At 66.8% G+C, this 16,819-nt stretch carries 15 protein-coding genes and 2 tRNA genes; 11 read left to right on the top strand and 6 right to left on the bottom strand.

The window, feature by feature from the left end:
* Positions 1–3: 3 nt before the first annotated feature.
* Positions 4–1,014 (top strand): 3-isopropylmalate dehydrogenase, encoded by a 1,011-nt coding sequence (locus AAHH99_RS07770; RefSeq protein WP_418769549.1) that lies wholly within the window; start codon positions 4–6, stop codon positions 1,012–1,014.
* A 219-nt stretch (positions 1,015–1,233) separates the two neighbouring features.
* Here the strand turns inward: AAHH99_RS07770 and AAHH99_RS07765 are convergent, their stop codons facing one another.
* Positions 1,234–2,439, bottom strand: a complete 1,206-nt coding sequence (locus tag AAHH99_RS07765) for an MFS transporter (protein ID WP_418768143.1) — start codon at positions 2,437–2,439, stop codon at positions 1,234–1,236.
* A gap of 116 nt (positions 2,440–2,555) precedes the next feature.
* On the opposite strand from AAHH99_RS07765, the gene AAHH99_RS07760 reads away from it, so the two are divergent.
* The 4 genes from AAHH99_RS07760 to AAHH99_RS07745 all read left to right on the top strand — a co-directional run bounded on the left by AAHH99_RS07760 (position 2,556) and on the right by AAHH99_RS07745 (position 5,168).
* Positions 2,556–3,365 (top strand): fumarylacetoacetate hydrolase family protein, encoded by an 810-nt coding sequence (locus tag AAHH99_RS07760; protein WP_418768142.1) that lies wholly within the window; start codon positions 2,556–2,558, stop codon positions 3,363–3,365.
* Complete coding sequence (gene gltX / locus AAHH99_RS07755; protein WP_418768141.1) at positions 3,365–4,840, top strand: glutamate--tRNA ligase; 1,476 nt, start codon at positions 3,365–3,367, stop codon at positions 4,838–4,840. The genes AAHH99_RS07760 and gltX overlap by 1 nt, the downstream gene beginning before the upstream one ends.
* A 118-nt stretch (positions 4,841–4,958) precedes the next feature.
* Positions 4,959–5,033, top strand: a tRNA-Gln gene (locus AAHH99_RS07750).
* A 62-nt stretch (positions 5,034–5,095) separates the two neighbouring features.
* Positions 5,096–5,168, top strand: a tRNA-Glu gene (locus AAHH99_RS07745).
* Positions 5,169–5,205: 37 nt separating this feature from the next.
* On the opposite strand, the gene AAHH99_RS07740 is transcribed toward AAHH99_RS07745, so the two are convergent.
* Positions 5,206–5,907: an IclR family transcriptional regulator gene (locus tag AAHH99_RS07740; protein WP_418768140.1), complete on the bottom strand. Its 702-nt coding sequence runs from the start codon at positions 5,905–5,907 to the stop codon at positions 5,206–5,208.
* 38 nt (positions 5,908–5,945) lie between these two features.
* Here AAHH99_RS07740 and leuC point away from each other — a divergent pair, with 38 nt between their 5' ends.
* From leuC to AAHH99_RS07725, 3 genes are all read left to right on the top strand, one after another.
* Positions 5,946–7,406, top strand: a complete 1,461-nt coding sequence (leuC, locus tag AAHH99_RS07735; RefSeq protein WP_418768139.1) for a 3-isopropylmalate dehydratase large subunit — start codon at positions 5,946–5,948, stop codon at positions 7,404–7,406.
* 14 nt (positions 7,407–7,420) lie between these two features.
* A complete protein-coding gene (gene leuD, locus AAHH99_RS07730) occupies positions 7,421–8,017 on the top strand; it encodes a 3-isopropylmalate dehydratase small subunit (RefSeq protein ID WP_418768138.1) in 597 nt (198 codons plus the stop codon).
* 190 nt (positions 8,018–8,207) lie between these two features.
* Entirely contained in the window at positions 8,208–8,840 is a 633-nt protein-coding gene (locus tag AAHH99_RS07725) for an HU family DNA-binding protein (RefSeq protein WP_418768137.1), read from the top strand.
* Between the two features lie 126 nt (positions 8,841–8,966).
* Here the strand turns inward: AAHH99_RS07725 and AAHH99_RS07720 are convergent, their stop codons facing one another.
* The 3 genes from AAHH99_RS07720 to cofC form a co-directional block, all read right to left on the bottom strand.
* Positions 8,967–9,890 carry an NUDIX hydrolase gene (locus AAHH99_RS07720; protein WP_418768136.1) on the bottom strand — a complete coding sequence of 308 codons (924 nt, stop codon included), beginning with the start codon at positions 9,888–9,890 and terminating at the stop codon, positions 8,967–8,969.
* A gap of 78 nt (positions 9,891–9,968) precedes the next feature.
* Entirely contained in the window at positions 9,969–12,158 is a 2,190-nt protein-coding gene (locus AAHH99_RS07715) for an RNA degradosome polyphosphate kinase (protein ID WP_418768135.1), read from the bottom strand.
* Positions 12,159–12,212: 54 nt separating this feature from the next.
* Positions 12,213–12,857 (bottom strand): 2-phospho-L-lactate guanylyltransferase, encoded by a 645-nt coding sequence (gene cofC, locus AAHH99_RS07710; protein ID WP_418768134.1) that lies wholly within the window; start codon positions 12,855–12,857, stop codon positions 12,213–12,215.
* A gap of 62 nt (positions 12,858–12,919) precedes the next feature.
* On the opposite strand from cofC, the gene AAHH99_RS07705 reads away from it, so the two are divergent.
* The 3 genes from AAHH99_RS07705 (at position 12,920) to AAHH99_RS07695 (ending at position 16,223) form a co-directional block, all read left to right on the top strand.
* A complete protein-coding gene (locus tag AAHH99_RS07705) occupies positions 12,920–13,900 on the top strand; it encodes an NAD(P)H-dependent glycerol-3-phosphate dehydrogenase (RefSeq protein ID WP_418769548.1) in 981 nt (326 codons plus the stop codon).
* Positions 13,901–13,903: 3 nt separating this feature from the next.
* Entirely contained in the window at positions 13,904–15,007 is a 1,104-nt protein-coding gene (locus AAHH99_RS07700) for a cystathionine gamma-lyase (RefSeq protein ID WP_418768133.1), read from the top strand.
* A gap of 61 nt (positions 15,008–15,068) precedes the next feature.
* Entirely contained in the window at positions 15,069–16,223 is a 1,155-nt protein-coding gene (locus AAHH99_RS07695) for a D-alanine--D-alanine ligase family protein (protein ID WP_418768132.1), read from the top strand.
* Positions 16,224–16,252: 29 nt separating this feature from the next.
* Here AAHH99_RS07695 and AAHH99_RS07690 read toward each other — a convergent pair whose 3' ends face one another.
* Complete coding sequence (locus tag AAHH99_RS07690) at positions 16,253–16,819, bottom strand: DUF3515 domain-containing protein (protein ID WP_418768131.1); 567 nt, start codon at positions 16,817–16,819, stop codon at positions 16,253–16,255.

The following is a 16,819-nucleotide window of genomic DNA, read 5'->3' as shown; positions in this document are numbered from 1 at the left end:
GCCATGAAGCTGGCGATCATCGCCGGTGACGGGATCGGCCCGGAGGTCGTCGGGGAGGCCGTCAAGGTTCTCGACGCGGTGCTTCCCGGCGTGCAAAAGACGCCTTACGACCTCGGCGCGCGCCGCTACCACGCCACCGGTGAGGTGCTACCCGACTCCGTGCTCGACGAACTGCGCGGGCACGACGCGATCCTGCTGGGCGCGATCGGGGACCCGTCGGTACCCAGCGGCGTGCTCGAACGCGGTCTGCTGCTACGGATCCGGTTCGAGCTCGACCACCACATCAACCTACGGCCCGGCCGGCTGTACCCCGGCGTGAACAGCCCCCTGGCGGGCAACCCCGACATCGACTTCGTCGTCGTGCGCGAAGGCACCGAGGGTCCCTACACCGGAACCGGCGGCGCGATCCGTGTCGGCACACCGCACGAGATCGCGACCGAGGTCAGCGTCAACACCGCCTTCGGTGTGCGTCGGGTCGTGACGGACGCGTTCGCCCGTGCCCAGCAGCGTCGTAAACACCTGACCCTGGTGCACAAGAACAACGTCCTGACCTTCGCGGGCGCGTTGTGGTGGCGCACCGTTCAGGAGGTCGCCGCCGACTTCAGTGACGTCGAGATCGCCTACCAGCACGTGGACGCGGCGACCATCCACCTCGTCACCGACCCCGGCCGTTTCGATGTGATCGTGACCGACAACCTGTTCGGCGATATCGTCACCGATCTCGCCGCCGCTGTGTGTGGCGGAATCGGCCTTGCGGCGAGCGGCAACATCGACGCCACCCGCACCAATCCGTCGATGTTCGAACCCGTGCACGGCAGCGCCCCCGACATCGCGGGCCAGGGAATCGCGGACCCGACCGCTGCGATCATGTCGGTCGCACTAATGCTGGCCCATGTCGGCGAGACGGATGCGGCTGCGCGCGTCGACAAGGCCGTCGAGCAGCATCTGGCCACACGCGGCGACGAGAAGCTGTCCACCTCCGCGGTCGGCGACCGGATCGCGGGCTATCTGTAGCTCGGCGTCCCTCTTGGGTCGCGGCCGCCTGACCCTCGGGCGCTCAGCTCCCTCCGCGCTCGGTAGCCTCGGGGGCGCTCCCGTACTGCCCAGCTCTGAGCGAATAATTCGCTCCCAGCGAATTATTCGCTCGTAGGTGGGCAACGGTGGGGGTGGTTCGGGCGGAGGTTGACGACGCGCTGGTGTGAACATCCGTGTTGGGAGCGCACGTTGGGCGAATCACAGTCCCGGCGCAGGGTTCGGCGAACCTGAGGGGTCAGGGGGCACGAGTGGGATCGCCGCCAGCGGGAGCAACGCGCTCACCGCGAATGCGGCCGGATAGCCGGCAACCCCGATCAACCCGCCGAACAGCGGTGCGGCGGCCGCCGACGCCAGATGTTGGCTGGTGTTCTGGGTGCCAAGGGCGCGGCCGCTCCAGAATGGCCCCGCGATCTCAGCGATGGCGGTGAACGCCAAACCGTTGTCGGACACCGTGATCACCGAGGCGACCACCATCGCTGCCACCGCGACCGGAGAGCTCAGCCAGTCCGACAGCGCGAGGACGCCCATGGACAGCGCCGCGGCGGCGGCGATCGCACGGATCGGACGAAGCCGTTGACCCAACCGGTCCGACCAGTATCCCGCCGCGATACGTCCGGCGGCGCCGAGCAATTGGGCCACCATGACGATGAGGCCTGCCGAGCCTGCCGACCAGCCGTGCTCCGACATCAACCACACCAGCGTGAAAGTCCACACCACCGCCTGCGGCACGACGAGCAACACCGAGACGGCGTGGATCCGCCACAGCACCGACGATCCCCGATAGGGGTTCGTGAGATGTTCGATCGGCGCCTCGGAACGCGGCGGTCGTGGCGGGTCGATCACCGCGACGAGGCATACCAGCGCCGACACCGCGCACACCGCCGCCGGAAACAGCAACGCGCCAGTCACGCCGTGGCCTTCGGCCAGCCGCGGAATCACCAGCGCGCCCAACCCGACGCCCAACGGGGTGGCCGTCTGCCGGATGCCCATGGCCAGGCCGCGCCGTTCGACCGGGAACCAGCCGACAACCAACCGTCCGCTGGCCGAATTGCTGCTCGCGGCAGCCATGCCGCCGAGAAAGAGGAAAGCGCCGACGGCGACCAGGGATTCGGAGAAGGCGGCGGCGAACGCTGCCGCGGATATCAGCACCGACCCGACCGACAGCACAATGCGCTCGCCGTAGCGGTCGACGACATAACCCCACGCGATCAACGTGATCACCAGCCCGAAGCCCGGCATCGCGGAAAGCAGGCCGGCCGCCGCGAGGTCGAGGCCCCGCTCGCTGTGCAGTGTCGGGATGAGAAACGCCACGCCGTTGATGAACACGTTGGCGCTCGTCGTCGCCGCCAGAGCGATACACAGCAACGACCACCGCCGGCCAGTGGTGAGTGACTCGGCGGACATCGGTCCATCGTGGCATAGCCATCTCACGATGCTGAATTTGTATCTCAGATATCGAGACGAAGCTGTCGTGGGAGCGGTCGGCCGCCGCTACTGGGCCGGCTACTAGGCTGAACGCCATGCGCCTTGGCCGAATCGCCAGCCCCGACGGTGTCGCCTTCGTCAGCGTCGAGGGTCCACTCGACGATCCCGCACAGGCGATCGCGAGGGAGATCGCCGAGCACCCCTTCGGCAATCCGCAGTTCACGGGCAGACAGTGGCCGCTGGCCGACGTCCGCCTGCTCGCCCCGATCCTTGCGACCAAGGTGGTGTGCGTGGGCAAGAACTACGCCGCCCACATCGCCGAGATGGCCGCACGCGCCGAGGACGGTTCGGAACCCCCCACTTTCGACGACCCGATCATCTTCATGAAACCCAACACGGCGATCATCGGACCGAACGTGCCGATTCAGTTGCCCGCCGACGCCGATCCCGTGCACTTCGAGGGTGAGTTGGCGGCCGTCATCGGCAGGCCGTGCAAGGACGTGTCGGCCGCGCGCGCCGCGGAGAACATCCTGGGATACACGATCGCCAACGATGTCTCGGCCCGCGATCAGCAGCAGAAGGACGGCCAATGGACCCGCGCGAAGGGGCATGACACGTTCTGCCCCGTCGGGCCGTGGATCGTCACCGACGTCGATCCCGCGGACCTGGAGATCCGCACCGAGGTCAACGGGGTCGTCAAGCAGAACAGCAGGACGTCGATGATGATCCACGACGTCGGCGCGATCGTGGAATGGATCTCCCGGGTGATGACCTTGCTGCCGGGCGATCTGATCCTGACCGGGACACCGGAGGGTGTCGGTCCGATCGAGGACTCCGACACCGTGAGCATCACCGTCGAAGGTATCGGAACATTGACGAATCCTGTTGTGCGCAAAGGGAAGTGATGACAAGTGATGTCCGGGTGCGGTTCTGTCCGTCGCCCACGGGTACGCCGCACGTCGGCCTGATCCGCACCGCGCTGTTCAATTGGGCGTACGCGCGCCATACCGACGGCACTTTCGTATTCCGCATCGAGGACACCGACTCGGCGCGCGATTCCGAGGAGAGCTACCGCGCGATACTCGACGCGCTGCGCTGGCTCGGACTCGACTGGGACGAGGGCCCCGAAGTCGGTGGTCCCTACGGGCCGTACCGCCAGTCGCAGCGTCTCGATCTCTACCGCGACGTGATCGACCGGCTCCTACAGGCCGGTGACGCATACGAGTCGTTCTCCACGCCTGAGGAAGTCGAAGCGCGTCATCTGGCAGCGGGGCGCAATCCGAAATTGGGCTACGACAATTTCGACCGCGATCTGAGCGAGGAGCAGAAGGCGGAGTTCCGCGCCCAGGGCCGGCGCGCCGTGGTGCGGTTGAAGATGCCCGACGAGGACATCGGCTGGCGCGATCTCGTGCGCGGTGAAACGACGTTCCCGGCCGGATCAGTACCCGATTTCGCGTTGACCCGCGGCAACGGGGAGCCGTTGTACACGTTGGTGAATCCGGTCGACGACGCGCTGATGAAGATCAGCCACGTGCTGCGCGGTGAGGACCTGCTGTCGTCGACCCCGCGCCAGATCGCGCTGTATCAGGCGCTGATGCGGATCGGCGTGGCCGACCGGATTCCCGAGTTCGCTCATCTGCCAAGCGTTCTGGGGGATGGCAACAAGAAGCTGTCCAAGCGCGATCCCCAGTCCAACCTGTTTCTGCATCGCGAGCGGGGTTTCATCCCGGAAGGTCTGCTGAACTATCTGGCCCTGCTGGGGTGGGGAATCGCCGAGGACCGGGACGTTTTCAGCCTCGACGAGATGGTGGCCGCCTTCGACGTCGCCGACGTCAACTCGAATCCGGCCCGGTTCGACCAGAAGAAGGCCGACGCGCTGAACGCAGAACACATCCGGATGCTGAGCGACGAGGAGTTCAGGGCCCGTCTGAGCGCGTACTTCGCCGAGCACGGTCACGACACCGGCCTCGACGACGACCGGTTCGCCGAAGCCGCCGCGCTCGTACAGACCCGCATCGTGGTGCTCGGCGACGCGTGGGACCTGTTGCAGTTCCTCAACGACGCGGAGTTCGCGCTCGACGAGAAGTCGGCGGCCAAGGAGTTGAAGCCCGAGGCGGTCGCGGTGCTCGACGCCGCACTGGGCGCACTGGAGGACGTCGCCGACTGGACCACTCCGGCGATCGAGGCGGCGCTCAAGGAGGCGCTGCTCGACGGCCTCGGAGTGAAGCCGCGCAAGGCGTTCGGCCCGATCCGCGTTGCCGCCACGGGCGCTTCGGTCAGCCCGCCGCTGTTCGAATCGCTTGACCTGCTGGGGCGCGAACGCAGCCTGGACCGGCTACGGGCCGGCCGCGAACGAGCCGCCGCGGAAGCCGAGGCCTGAAAAGCGCGTTGAAAATCTTTGGTAGTCTGCACGTCGGTCCGATACCGCGCGCGACGGGTTCCGCCCGCCGCACTAGGGGACCGGAATAAGCCTGTGACCTGCGGTTACGGGCCGCCGATGGGGTATGGTGTAATTGGCAACACAGCTGATTCTGGTTCAGCCATTCTAGGTTCGAGTCCTGGTACCCCAGCCAACCACCGTGATTAGGCCGACAAATCTCGCTGAGATATGCTGGCGATCCGGAAACCAGTTCTAGCCCCCGTCGTCTAGCGGCCTAGGACGCCGCCCTCTCACGGCGGTAGCGTGGGTTCGAATCCCATCGGGGGTACAGATTTCGCGGTCTGCGAACTGCGTCACATTCACATTCACAGGCGCCGGGTCAGGGCGTCGGCAGCGGCCAACAGATCGGCGGCCCACCGCGCACCGGGCCGCCTGCCCATCCGGTCGATCGGCCCGGACACCGATACCGCGGCGATGACCACACCGCGTCCGTCACGCACCGGAGCCGAGACACTCGCCACACCCGGCTCGCGTTCGGCGGCGCTCTGCGCCCAGCCGCGCTTGCGTACCTCGGCGAGCGTGCGCTCGGTGAACTTGGCGTTCGGGAGGACGGCCTGCTGGGTGGCCGCGTCGGCATACGCCAATAGGACCTTCGCGCCCGATCCCGCCGTCATCGGCAGCGTGCTGCCGACCGGCACGGTATCCCGCAGCCCGGCAGGCGGTTCCAGCGCCGCGATGCAGATCCGCGAGGCGCCTTCGCGGCGGTAGAGCTGCACGCTCTCGCCGGTGATCTCGCGCAACCGGGGCAGCACCACCGCTCCGGCGGCCACGAGCGGATCGTTGACCTGTCCGGCCAACTCGGTGAGGCCGGGGCCGAGCCGCCAGCGGCCGTCGCCGTTGCGCGCCAGCAAGCGGTGGGTTTCCAGGCCCGCGGCAAGACGGTGTGCCGTGGCGCGCGGCAAGCCCGTGCGCTCGCACAGTTCGGCCAGCCCGCAGGGCGAATCGGCGACCGCGTGCAGCACGCCCACGGCTTTGTCCAATACGCCGATGCCGCTATCCTGTCTCACAGGGAGATACTAACGTCCCAGATTGTGAGATAGTCAAGATGTTCACCGATGTTTCCAGTGCCGCCCGCGGCCGCGGTGACACACCGCGCACGTTGGCCGAAAAGGTGTGGGCCGACCACGTCGTCGTCGAAGGTGGCGGCGAGGGCGCTGCGCGCGAACCGGATCTGATCTACATCGACCTCCATCTCGTGCACGAGGTGACAAGCCCCCAAGCGTTCGACGGGCTGCGGTTGGCGGGGCGCCCGGTACGCAGACCGGATCTGACCATCGCCACCGAGGACCACAACGTGCCGACGGTCGACATCGACAAGCCGATCGCCGACCCCGTCTCGCGCACACAAGTGGAGACCCTGCGGCGCAACTGCGAAGAGTTCGGTATCCGGCTTCATCCGATGGGCGATGCCGAGCAGGGCATCGTGCACATCATCGGACCGCAGCTCGGATTGACGCAGCCCGGTATGACGGTTGTGTGTGGCGACAGCCATACCTCGACGCACGGTGCGTTCGGCGCGCTGGCGATGGGAATCGGTACGTCGGAAGTCGAGCACGTACTCGCCACGCAGACTCTGCCGTTGCGCCCGTTCAGGACCATGGCAGTCAACGTCGACGGCGAACTTCCCGACGGAGTGAGCGCCAAGGACATCATTCTCGCCGTGATCGCCAAGATCGGCACCGGCGGAGGACAGGGTCACGTCATCGAATACCGCGGCAGCGCCATCGAATCGCTGTCGATGGAGGGCCGGATGACGATCTGCAACATGAGCATCGAGGCGGGTGCGCGGGCCGGCATGGTGGCACCGGACGACACGACGTTCGAATTTCTGCGCGGGCGTCCACACGCCCCACAGGGCGAACAGTGGGACGAAGCGGTCGCGGCATGGCGCAACCTTCGCACCGACGAGGGTGCCGAATTCGACACCGAGGTCTACATCGACGCCTCGACCCTGAGCCCGTTCGTCACGTGGGGCACCAACCCTGGCCAGGGGGTGCCGCTGTCCGATTCGGTGCCCGACCCGGAGTTGATTTTCGACGAGGGGGAGCGCCAAGCGGCCGAAAAGGCGTTGGCCTACATGGACCTTCGGCCCGGTACCGCGATGCGTGACATCACGGTCGACACCGTCTTCGTCGGCTCGTGCACCAACGGTCGTATCGAGGATCTGCGGGTGACCGCCGACGTGCTGCGCGGACGCAAGGTCGCTGACGGGGTGCGCATGCTGATCGTGCCCGGGTCCATGCGCGTGCGGATGCAGGCCGAATCCGAAGGGCTCGGAGAGATCTTCACCGCTGCGGGAGCGGAGTGGCGTCAGGCGGGCTGCTCGATGTGTCTGGGCATGAATCCCGACCAGCTGTCACCGGGTCAACGTTGTGCCTCGACCTCCAACCGGAATTTCGAGGGCAGGCAAGGCAAGGGCGGCCGCACACATCTGGTGTCTCCCGCAGTCGCGGCTGCCACCGCGGTGCGCGGCACATTGTCCTCGCCCGCAGACCTGACCGACTGATAGGAGCAGAACCCGTGCAGGCTTTCCACACTCACACCGGCATCGGCGTCCCGCTGCGTCGGTCGAATGTCGATACCGATCAGATCATTCCGGCGGTCTATCTGAAGCGAGTTACACGAACGGGTTTCGAGGACGGCTTGTTCGCCGCCTGGCGCAACGACCCGTCGTTCGTATTGAACTTGCCTCCGTTCGACAAAGGTTCGGTATTGGTCGCCGGCCCCGATTTCGGCACCGGTTCGTCACGCGAGCATGCCGTGTGGGCGCTTATGGATTACGGCTTCCGGGTCGTCATCTCGTCCCGCTTCGCCGACATCTTCCGGGGCAATGCGGGCAAGGCCGGGCTCCTGGCGGCCGAAATTCCGCAAGATGATGTGGAAATTTTATGGAAGCTCATCGAGCAGCAGCCAGGCCTGGAAATCACTGTGAATCTTCAAGATCGAACCATCGCCGCAGGAACGGTCATGGTGCCGTTCAGAATTGACGACTATACGGCTTGGCGATTGCTCTCCGGACTCGACGATATAGGTCTTACGCTGCGCAAATGCGATGATATCGCGGCTTATGAATCGCGCAGGCCGGACTGGAAACCGCGGACTCTGCCAGCCGGATAACGGCGCCCGGTAAGCCGAAATCACCGTCACTGGACCCGGTTCTTCGGGGGCCCCTCTGGAGGTCAAGTGGGGCAAGAAAGTTCGCTGGCTTCGCCTGAAACTGCGCGTGGCTCTTGGAAATCAATGGGGAATGGGTTTACCGTGTCCTCTAGTCGGTCCAAAGAGGACCACTGGTTTCCGGAGGTTATGCATGAACAAAGCAGAGCTCATCGACGTACTCACGGAGAAAATGGGCTCGGATCGTCGGTCGGCCACCGCTGCGGTGGAGAATGTCGTTGACACCATCGTGCGTGCGGTGCACAAGGGTGACAGCGTCACCATTACCGGCTTCGGCGTTTTCGAACAGCGCCGCCGCGCAGCACGCGTCGCGCGTAATCCGCGCACCGGCGAGACCGTCCGGGTGAAGCCCACCTCTGTGCCGGCATTCCGGCCCGGCGCTCAGTTCAAAGCCGTTGTCTCTGGGGCGCAGCGCCTCCCGGCGGAAGGACCAGCAGTGAAGAGAGGCGTTACGGCGGGCAGTGCCCGCAAGGCGGCCAAGAAGTCGCCGGCCAAGAAGAGTGCCGCCAAGAAGTCACCGGCTAAGAAGGCCGCGACCAAGCGGACGGCGGCCAAGAAGACCGCCGCCAAGAAGTCGCCGGCTAAGAAGGCCGCGACCAAGCGGACGGCGGCCAAGAAGACCGCCGCCAAGAAGTCGCCGGCCAAGAAGTCGGCCGCCAAGAAGGCACCGGCTAAGAAGTCGGCCGCGAAGAAGTCGCCGGCCAAGAAAGCCGCCGCCAAGAAGTCACCGGCCAAGAAGGCCGCGACCAAGCGCGGGCGCAAGTAGTTTCGAACGGACACGCCGTGGGTCTACGCGACCCACGGCGTGTTCGAGTTTTGCGCCCACCAAAACATCTACGGCTCAATCTTTCCGAGCGGCAGTCCCCCGGAATTTGCATTCAACGTGTGGGCGTCATTTCACGGCCAGTGGGCTGCCCATATGGTCCGCCGCAATCAGCCGACCGTTGTGAAGCGACATCACCCAGGTGCTGCCCTTGCGATTGCGCGACTTGTCGGGCCGCACGCCGTCGCGCTCGCACCACCATTTGACGAGGTCCGGAATCACCTTGCCCTGAGTGCAGATCACCGGCGTGCCAGCGGTGCCGGCGATCTCGAGGAAGCGCTGCCGGGCCGCTTTGCGGTTGTCCGCGTAAGCCTCTTCGGTCAGCAGCCCGTCACTCTGGATCGACGTCCCGAGTTCTTCTGCCAGTGGTTCCAATGTCGATACACAGCGCACTCGGTCCGCCGCGAACAGCCGGTCGGCACCGAAGGCGAGCAACATCTCGACCAGTGACTCCGCCTGCGCGCGGCCGTGCTTGTCCAAGGGCCGTTTGCGGTCGTCGCCCTTGAACCGGGACTTGCTGCCCGCGGTGGCGTGGCGGACGATCAGCACGGTCTTGGTGTCGGCCGGATACTTCGCGAAGCGGCGCAGGACCTTTCGATCGTGCGGATAATCGAGCTGTTTGATCGCCGCCGGGACGGGTAGCCATTTGAGCTCGTCGACCTCGTCGTTCGGGCAGAACTCACCGCGGACCATGCGCGCCGCCCAGTAGCGCACCTTCTTCTTGCCGCCCTCGACGGGATAGCTGACCGAACTGAGTCGTCGGCCGAGATGTGCGGTGTACCCGGTCTCTTCGCATACCTCGCGGACGGCGGTCACGGGCTCCGTCTCGCCGGGATCCACCTTGCCTTTCGGCAGCGACCAGTCGTCGTACCGAGGGCGGTGGATCAGCGCGACTTCCGGCGCATCGGGATTTCCGTCGGGCCGCCACAACACCGCCCCGCCGGCCAGGATCGTCTCCACATCGGAGCTGGTCTCGGATGTCCGCTTCGGCACCTCAACTCCTGCAGATCATTCTGGGCACCCGCGGCCCACGACGACAATGCTGAAAGTCCCTGACGTTGAGGAGGTCCGTCATGGTTGCCGGTGGTGTTCCATCAACGAGACCTGGTGGTCGCGGACCGTGTGGCCCTCCTGCGGCGACGCCGTCCACTTACCGTCGACGCCCAACTCCCAACACCGGGTCGAGGGGTCCATCGCCGATTCGAAGATGTCGTGCAGTTGCGCCTTCAGCCGCGGATCCTTGACTTCGGCCATCACTTCGACGCGCCGGTCCAGATTGCGGTGCATCATGTCCGCGCTGCCGATCCAGAACTCGTCGATCGCACGGAAGTGAATGATCCGCGAGTGTTCGAGGAACCGGCCGAGGATCGAGCGGACAGCGATGTTGTCCGAATATCCAGGGGCGTGGGGTCGTAGCGCGCAGATACCCCGGACCACCACCTCGACCCGCGCACCGGCCTGCGACGCGCGGTACAGCGCATCGATGACCTGCTCGTCCACCAACGCGTTGGCTTTCAGCCTGATCCGCCCCTCGGCGCCGTCGCGGGTGGCGACGATCTCCCGTTCGATGCGCTCGATGATGCCCCGTCGGACCCCCTGAGGGGCGACAAGAAGGTTGCGGTAGGAGTCCTTGCGCGAGTAGCCCGTCAGTGAGTTGAACAGATCGGTGAGGTCCGCGCCGATGTCGGGCGCGGCGGTCAGCAGCCCGATGTCTTCGTACAGCCGCGCGGTTTTGGGGTTGTAGTTGCCGGTGCCGATGTGGCAGTAGCGCCGGATCAGTGAGCCCTCCCTGCGCACCACCAGACACGTCTTGCAGTGAGTCTTGAGTCCGATGAGCCCGTACACGACGTGCACGCCCGCACGCTCCAGCGCACGTGCCCACTTGATGTTGGCCTGCTCGTCGAACCGGGCCTTGATCTCGACGAGCGCGACAACCTGCTTACCCGCCGCCGCCGCGTCGATGAGCGCGTTGACGATTGGCGAGTCGCCCGAGGTGCGGTACAGGGTCTGCTTGATCGCCAACACGTTCGGGTCCGCCGCGGCCTGTTCGATGAAGCGCTGCACGGTGGTGGAGAAGGAGTCGTACGGGTGGTGCACCAGCACGTCGCCGTCGCGCAGCGTCGAGAAGATGCTCTTGGGAGTCTCGCGCTCGCCGAACGCCGGCGGGGTGGCAGGCACGAACGGCCGGTCTTTGAGCGCAGGTCGGTCGAGACCGTAGATCTGCCACAGCGAGGACAGGTCGAGCAACCCGGGCACCTCGATGACATCGCCCGGCGCGACGTCGAGTTCGCGCAACAGCAACTCGAGCATGCTCTCGGTCATGTCGTCGGAGACTTCCAACCGGACCGGGGAACCGAATCGGCGCCGTGCCAGTTCCCGTTCGAGGGCCTGCAGCAGGTCCTCGTCGCGGTCCTCTTCGACCTCGAAATCGGCGTTGCGCGTGATGCGGAACGCATGGTGCTCGACGATCTCCAGCCCGGGGAACAGGACATGAAGGAACGCCGCGATCAGTTCCTCCATCGGCAGGAAGCGAACGATGCTGGCATCGCTTTCGCGGGCGGCCAGTTCGACGAACCGTTCTACGTTGTCGGGCACTTTGACGCGGGCGAAGTGCTGCCCACCGTCGTCGGGATGTTTGACGGTGATCGCCAAGTTCAGGCTCAGGCCACTCACGAAAGGGAACGGGTGGGCCGGATCGACGGCGAGCGGCGTCAGCACCGGGAACACCTGCTCGTGGAAGTAGGTCGACAACCGTGCGCGTTCGGCCTCGTCGAGTTCGGCCCACGTGACGATCACGATGCCTTCGTCGGCCAGCGCTGGGCGCACCGAATCGAGGAATACGTGCGCGTGCCGGTCGGCAAGGTGCTGGGTTCGCTCGTTGATGCGACGCAACTGTTCGCGGGGCGAGAGCCCGTCGGCGGAGCGCACCGACAGGCCCATCTCGTCGCGGCGTTTCAGTCCGGCGACCCGGACCATGTAGAACTCATCGAGATTCGACGCGAAGATCGCAAGGAATTTCGCCCGCTCCAGCAGCGGCAGCGACGTATCGGCGGCCAATGCCAGCACCCGGGAGTTGAAGTCGAGCCAGCTCAGCTCGCGGTTCAGGTAGCGATCTTCTGGTAGCGCGTTGTCGACGGCGGGGGCGGTCGCTGCGGGAGGGGCATCCGGCGCCGAGTTACCGGAGTCCGACGGCAACGTTCGGATGGTCGGCGACGGTGGTTCGCCGTCGCTGGCACGAACCTCGGTCCCGGCTTTCGTCATGCCTGCGATGATCCCCTATCCAACGGTCTTCGTGCCAGCGCGCAGTTGAACGGTTCATCTCGAATCGGTGATGGCCGCCGTCGTTGCCGCGCCGACGCCGAGCCGGCGCGCCACCAGCAGGTCGTCGGGTGTGTCGATGTCGCAGCGGAGTCCCGGCCACGCGCCGGTGAGCTCGAGCGCGCCGGAACGCCGGTGGCGTTGAGCGGAGTCGGCGCCGAATTGCGGGTTCAAGGCGACCCCGAACGCGAACAACGCCGACGTACCGGTGCCGTGCCGGTCACCGACGAAGCTGCGTGGGTGTTCTCGGGACGCCGCGACGGCGGCGGCCAGCTCGTGGGCTTGCAATGCGGGCAGATCACCTTGCAACACAGCGACGTTCGATGTCTCATGGCGGACATCGGCTTCGGCGGCGGCGATCGCATTGTTCAGCGGGTCGGGGTGGCTTCCGGGGGTCGGGTCGGTGAGCACCCGCGCGCCGAGTCGACGCGCGGCCCCGGCGGCGACTTCGTCCGGTGTGACCACCGTGACCGAGCCGATGGCCGAAACCGCGGACGCGGCGGTGATGGTGTCGATCAACATCGCCAGTACGACCTTCTCGCGGGTGGATGCGGAAAAGACGGGGGCCAACCGGGTCTTGGCCGCGGCGAGGCGTTTTACGGCGATCACCAATGCGATCTCGGCATCCGGTGACCCGCTCATGTGCGTCATCCTGCCAGCAGTCGGGCGGGGGCTACGCTGAAGGCGTGGTCGAGGCGGCGGTGATGGGGGCCGGTGCGTGGGGGAGCGCACTGGCGAAGGTCCTTGCCGATGCGGGCAACGAGGTGACGCTGTGGGCACGTCACCAAGAAGTCGCCGACGAGATCAACGACACCCATCGCAACTCCGGATATCTCGGTGACACCGAACTGCCCAAGACCATCAGGGCGACCACCGATGCGGCCGAGGCGCTGAACGGCGCATGCACGGTGCTGTTCGCGGTGCCCGCCCAGACGCTTCGGGCCAATCTCGAACGGTGGTCGGGGCTGATCGACGACGAAGTCACGTTGGTGAGCCTGGCCAAGGGCATCGAACTCGACACGCTCATGCGCATGAGCCAGGTGCTCATCCAAGTGATCGGTGCCGATCCGGCACGCGTCGCGGTGGTCTCCGGTCCGAACCTCGCTAGCGAGATCGCCGACGAGCAACCGGCAGCCACCGTGGTCGCCTGCAGTGACTCCGGACGGGCCGTCGCATTGCAACGGGCGCTTTCGACGGCATACTTCCGGCCTTACACCAATGCCGACGTCATCGGCGCCGAAGTCGGTGGTGCGTGCAAGAACGTCATCGCGCTCGCGTCCGGTATGGCGGCGGGGGTGGGGCTGGGTGAGAACACCGCCGCGGCGATCATCACCCGTGGGCTGGCCGAGATCATGCGGTTGGGAATCGCGTTGGGCGCCAAGCCCGCGACCCTCGCGGGCTTGGCCGGAGTCGGTGACCTCGTCGCGACGTGCACATCCGGGCAGTCGCGTAACCGCACGTTCGGGCTGCGCCTGGGCCAGGGCGGCACAATGGAATCGGCGATGCTCGCCACCGGTGGCCACGTCGCCGAAGGCGTCGCGTCGTGCCAATCGGTGCTGGCGCTGGCCGAGAGCTACGACGTCGAGATGCCGCTGACCGATGCCGTGTTCCGGGTATGCCACAGGGGTCTGTCGGTCGACGAGGCCGTCGTCCTGTTGCTCGGGCGCAGCACCAAACCGGAGTGACCGGTGGACGGTCAGTACGGCGATTCCACTCGTAGCGTCAAATCCGTTGCCTCGGAACCTGTCCCGGGGCAGGCCGTGGCGCCATCACCGGTTCCGGCGTCCACCTTTCACCTGTCGTCCGATCCATCGGACGTGCCGGACTCCTATGGACGGAGCTCGAATCCGACCTGGCGCCACCTGGAGTCGGCGCTCGCGCAACTGGAGGGCGCCCCGTCCGCGCTGGCCTTCGGTTCGGGGATGGCCGCGATCACGTCCGTTCTGCGGGTGCTCGCCAAGCCGGGACATAAGCTCGTCGTGCCCGCCGACGGCTACTATCAAGTCCGCCGGTACGCGTCCGAATACCTTGCCGAGCAAGGGGTTGCGGTGGTGCCGGCCGCCACCGGCGAGATGTGTACGGCATCGGCGGACGCGGACGTCGTGCTCGCCGAGAGCCCGGCCAATCCGGGCCTGGATGTGGTGGATCTGCACCGGCTCGCGCTGCAGTGCCGTAGCCGGGGCGCCACGCTCGTCGTCGACAACACCACCGCCACCCCCTTCGGTCAGCAACCGCTTTCGCTGGGCGCCGACGTGGTCGTCGCCAGTGCGACCAAGGCGTTGTCGGGCCATAGCGATCTGCTCGCCGGTTATGTCGCGAGCGCGCACACCGACCTGATGGCGGAGGTGGCGCGCGAACGACTGCACTCCGGTGCGATCCTCGGCGCCTTCGAGGCGTGGCTGCTGTTGCGCAGCCTGGGCACCGCGGGCCTGCGGTTCGAACGGCAGTGCCACAACGCGACGGCGCTCGCCGTGGTGCTGCACGCCCACCCCGCCGTGCGCGCCGTGCGCTATCCCGGTCTGCCCGACGATCCGTCGCACCGCATCGCGTGCGCGCAGATGAAACGGTTCGGTGGCCTGATCGCCGCCGAGTTGGCCGACGCTGCGGCTGTGCACAGCCTGGTCGAGCGCAGCATGCTGCTGATCGCATCGACGAGTTTCGGCGGAATCCACACGTCGGTGGACCGCCGCGCCCGCTGGGGCGACGACGTCAGCGACGGGTTCGCGCGCATCTCGCTGGGGATCGAGGACACCGACGACCTGATCGCCGACATCGAGCAGGCGCTGGCCTGACACCACGGTCGGCCATCGCCGGACGACCGGCCGCCGACGCGGGCGGTAGCCTCTCTAGGTTGTGACTGCCCGCCATGAGCCCGGAGCCGCCCGGCCGGCGACATCGGACAGGAGCACCGGACGCGTCCGGGTTGCCGTCGTCTACGGCGGGCGCAGCTCCGAGCACGCAATTTCGTGCGTATCCGCAGGCAGCATCCTGCGCAATCTCGATCCGCAGCGGTTCGACGTGGTCGCCGTCGGCATCACCCCCGGAGGGGCCTGGATGTTGACCGAAGCGCGGCCGGACAGCCTCGCGATCACCGACGGCCGACTTCCGGAAGTGACCGCCGCGTCGGGCACCGAACTGGCCCTGGCCGCCGATCCGGGCCGCCGCGGCCAACTGCTGTCGCTGGGTGAGGGGGCGGGGGAGATGTTGGCGACGGTCGACGTGGTCTTCCCGGTGCTACACGGTCCGTACGGCGAAGACGGCACGATCCAGGGACTGCTCGAATTGGCGGGAGTGCCCTACGTCGGAGCGGGTGTCCTGGCCAGCGCGGTGGGCATGGACAAGGAGTTCACCAAGAAGCTGCTGGGCGCCGCGGGGCTGCCGATCGGCGATCACGAGGTGCTGCGGCCCCGCCAGGACGCCTTGACTTTCGAGGCGCGCGAGCGGCTTGGCCTGCCCGTCTTCGTCAAGCCGGCGCGCGGGGGGTCGTCGATCGGCGTCAGCCGGGTCACGGCGTGGGATCAGCTGCCGTCGGCGATCGAACAGGCCCGCCGCCACGATCCGAAGGTGATCGTCGAATCCGCGGTGCCGGGGCGCGAACTCGAATGCGGCGTGCTCGAATTCCCCGACGGCCGGATCGAGGCCAGCGCGCTCGGCGAGATCCGGGTCGCAGGCGTGCGCGGCCGCGAGGACGGCTTTTACGACTTCGCGACGAAATACCTCGAGGACGCCGCCGAACTCGATGTCCCCGCCAAAGTGGACGACGACGTTGTCGAGGCGGTGCGACGGCTCTCGATTCAGGCCTTCAACGCGATCGACTGTCAGGGCCTGGCCCGCGTCGACTTCTTTCTCACCGATGACGGGCCTGTGATCAACGAGCTCAACACCATGCCGGGGTTCACCACCATCTCGATGTACCCGCAGATGTGGGCGGCCACCGGGGTCGATTACCCGACCCTGCTGGCCACCATGGTCGAAACCGCACTCAAACGCGGCACCGGTCTGCGCTGACGAGCGCTACCTGCGGCCACAGCGCAGGATCAACGCACCGGTGCGGGAGCGACGGGCTTAGCCGGAAGCGATTCGGCGATGACCGTGGAAAGCAGCTGAATCGGCGTCGGGCCGGAGCCCTGCGGCAGGGTCAGGGCGACGTACACGCCGCGGTCGACGGCGTACCACGTGCTACGCGCCTGCTCGGCGCCAGCGTCATCGACACCGGCCTCACCCACCCGGAACCACTGCACGTCGTCCACCACCTGCACCGGCGCACCGACGACGAACTCCGCGGGCCGTTCCACCCCGCAGCGCAGCACGATCGGTTCTCCCTGACCCTCGGCTCGCCACGCCCCCGCACCGGCAGGCGCGGGATCGGCCAACGGTGCGCGGGTGTGATCGCCGAGCTTGTCCGGCAGTTGGGCGATCAGGTCGGCGCATTCGGCGCTCGTGGCCTGCGGGGCCGGCACCGGCACCAACGGCACCGCCTGTTGTTCCTCGGGATTCTGGCGCAGCGCGGCGATCACCAGAATCGCCACCACCGCTGCGACCGCCACCACCAGCGCGGCGATCAGCAGCGCCCGCGGCGGCCCGTCACCGGTCTGCGAAGCCAC

Source organism: Mycobacterium neumannii, from assembly GCF_048452905.1.
In the GTDB taxonomy this organism is placed as follows: Bacteria; Actinomycetota; Actinomycetes; order Mycobacteriales; family Mycobacteriaceae; genus Mycobacterium; species Mycobacterium neumannii_B.
Note: the sequence above shows the minus strand (reverse complement) of the source record. Positions and strands in the feature narration are given on the sequence as shown.

Excerpts from the sequence above, each read along its gene's own strand:
- gltX (WP_418768141.1), top strand. The coding sequence starts at position 3,365 with ATGACAAGTGATGTCCGGGTGCGGTTCTGTCCGTCGCCCACGGGTACG.
- AAHH99_RS07705 (WP_418769548.1), top strand. The coding sequence starts at position 12,920 with ATGGGGGCCGGTGCGTGGGGGAGCGCACTGGCGAAGGTCCTTGCCGAT.
- AAHH99_RS07760 (WP_418768142.1), top strand. The coding sequence starts at position 2,556 with ATGCGCCTTGGCCGAATCGCCAGCCCCGACGGTGTCGCCTTCGTCAGC.
- AAHH99_RS07725 (WP_418768137.1), top strand. The coding sequence starts at position 8,208 with ATGAACAAAGCAGAGCTCATCGACGTACTCACGGAGAAAATGGGCTCG.
- leuC (WP_418768139.1), top strand. The coding sequence starts at position 5,946 with ATGTTCACCGATGTTTCCAGTGCCGCCCGCGGCCGCGGTGACACACCG.
- AAHH99_RS07765 (WP_418768143.1), bottom strand. The coding sequence starts at position 2,439 with ATGTCCGCCGAGTCACTCACCACTGGCCGGCGGTGGTCGTTGCTGTGT.
- AAHH99_RS07770 (WP_418769549.1), top strand. The coding sequence starts at position 4 with ATGAAGCTGGCGATCATCGCCGGTGACGGGATCGGCCCGGAGGTCGTC.
- AAHH99_RS07715 (WP_418768135.1), bottom strand. The coding sequence starts at position 12,158 with ATGACGAAAGCCGGGACCGAGGTTCGTGCCAGCGACGGCGAACCACCG.
- cofC (WP_418768134.1), bottom strand. The coding sequence starts at position 12,857 with ATGAGCGGGTCACCGGATGCCGAGATCGCATTGGTGATCGCCGTAAAA.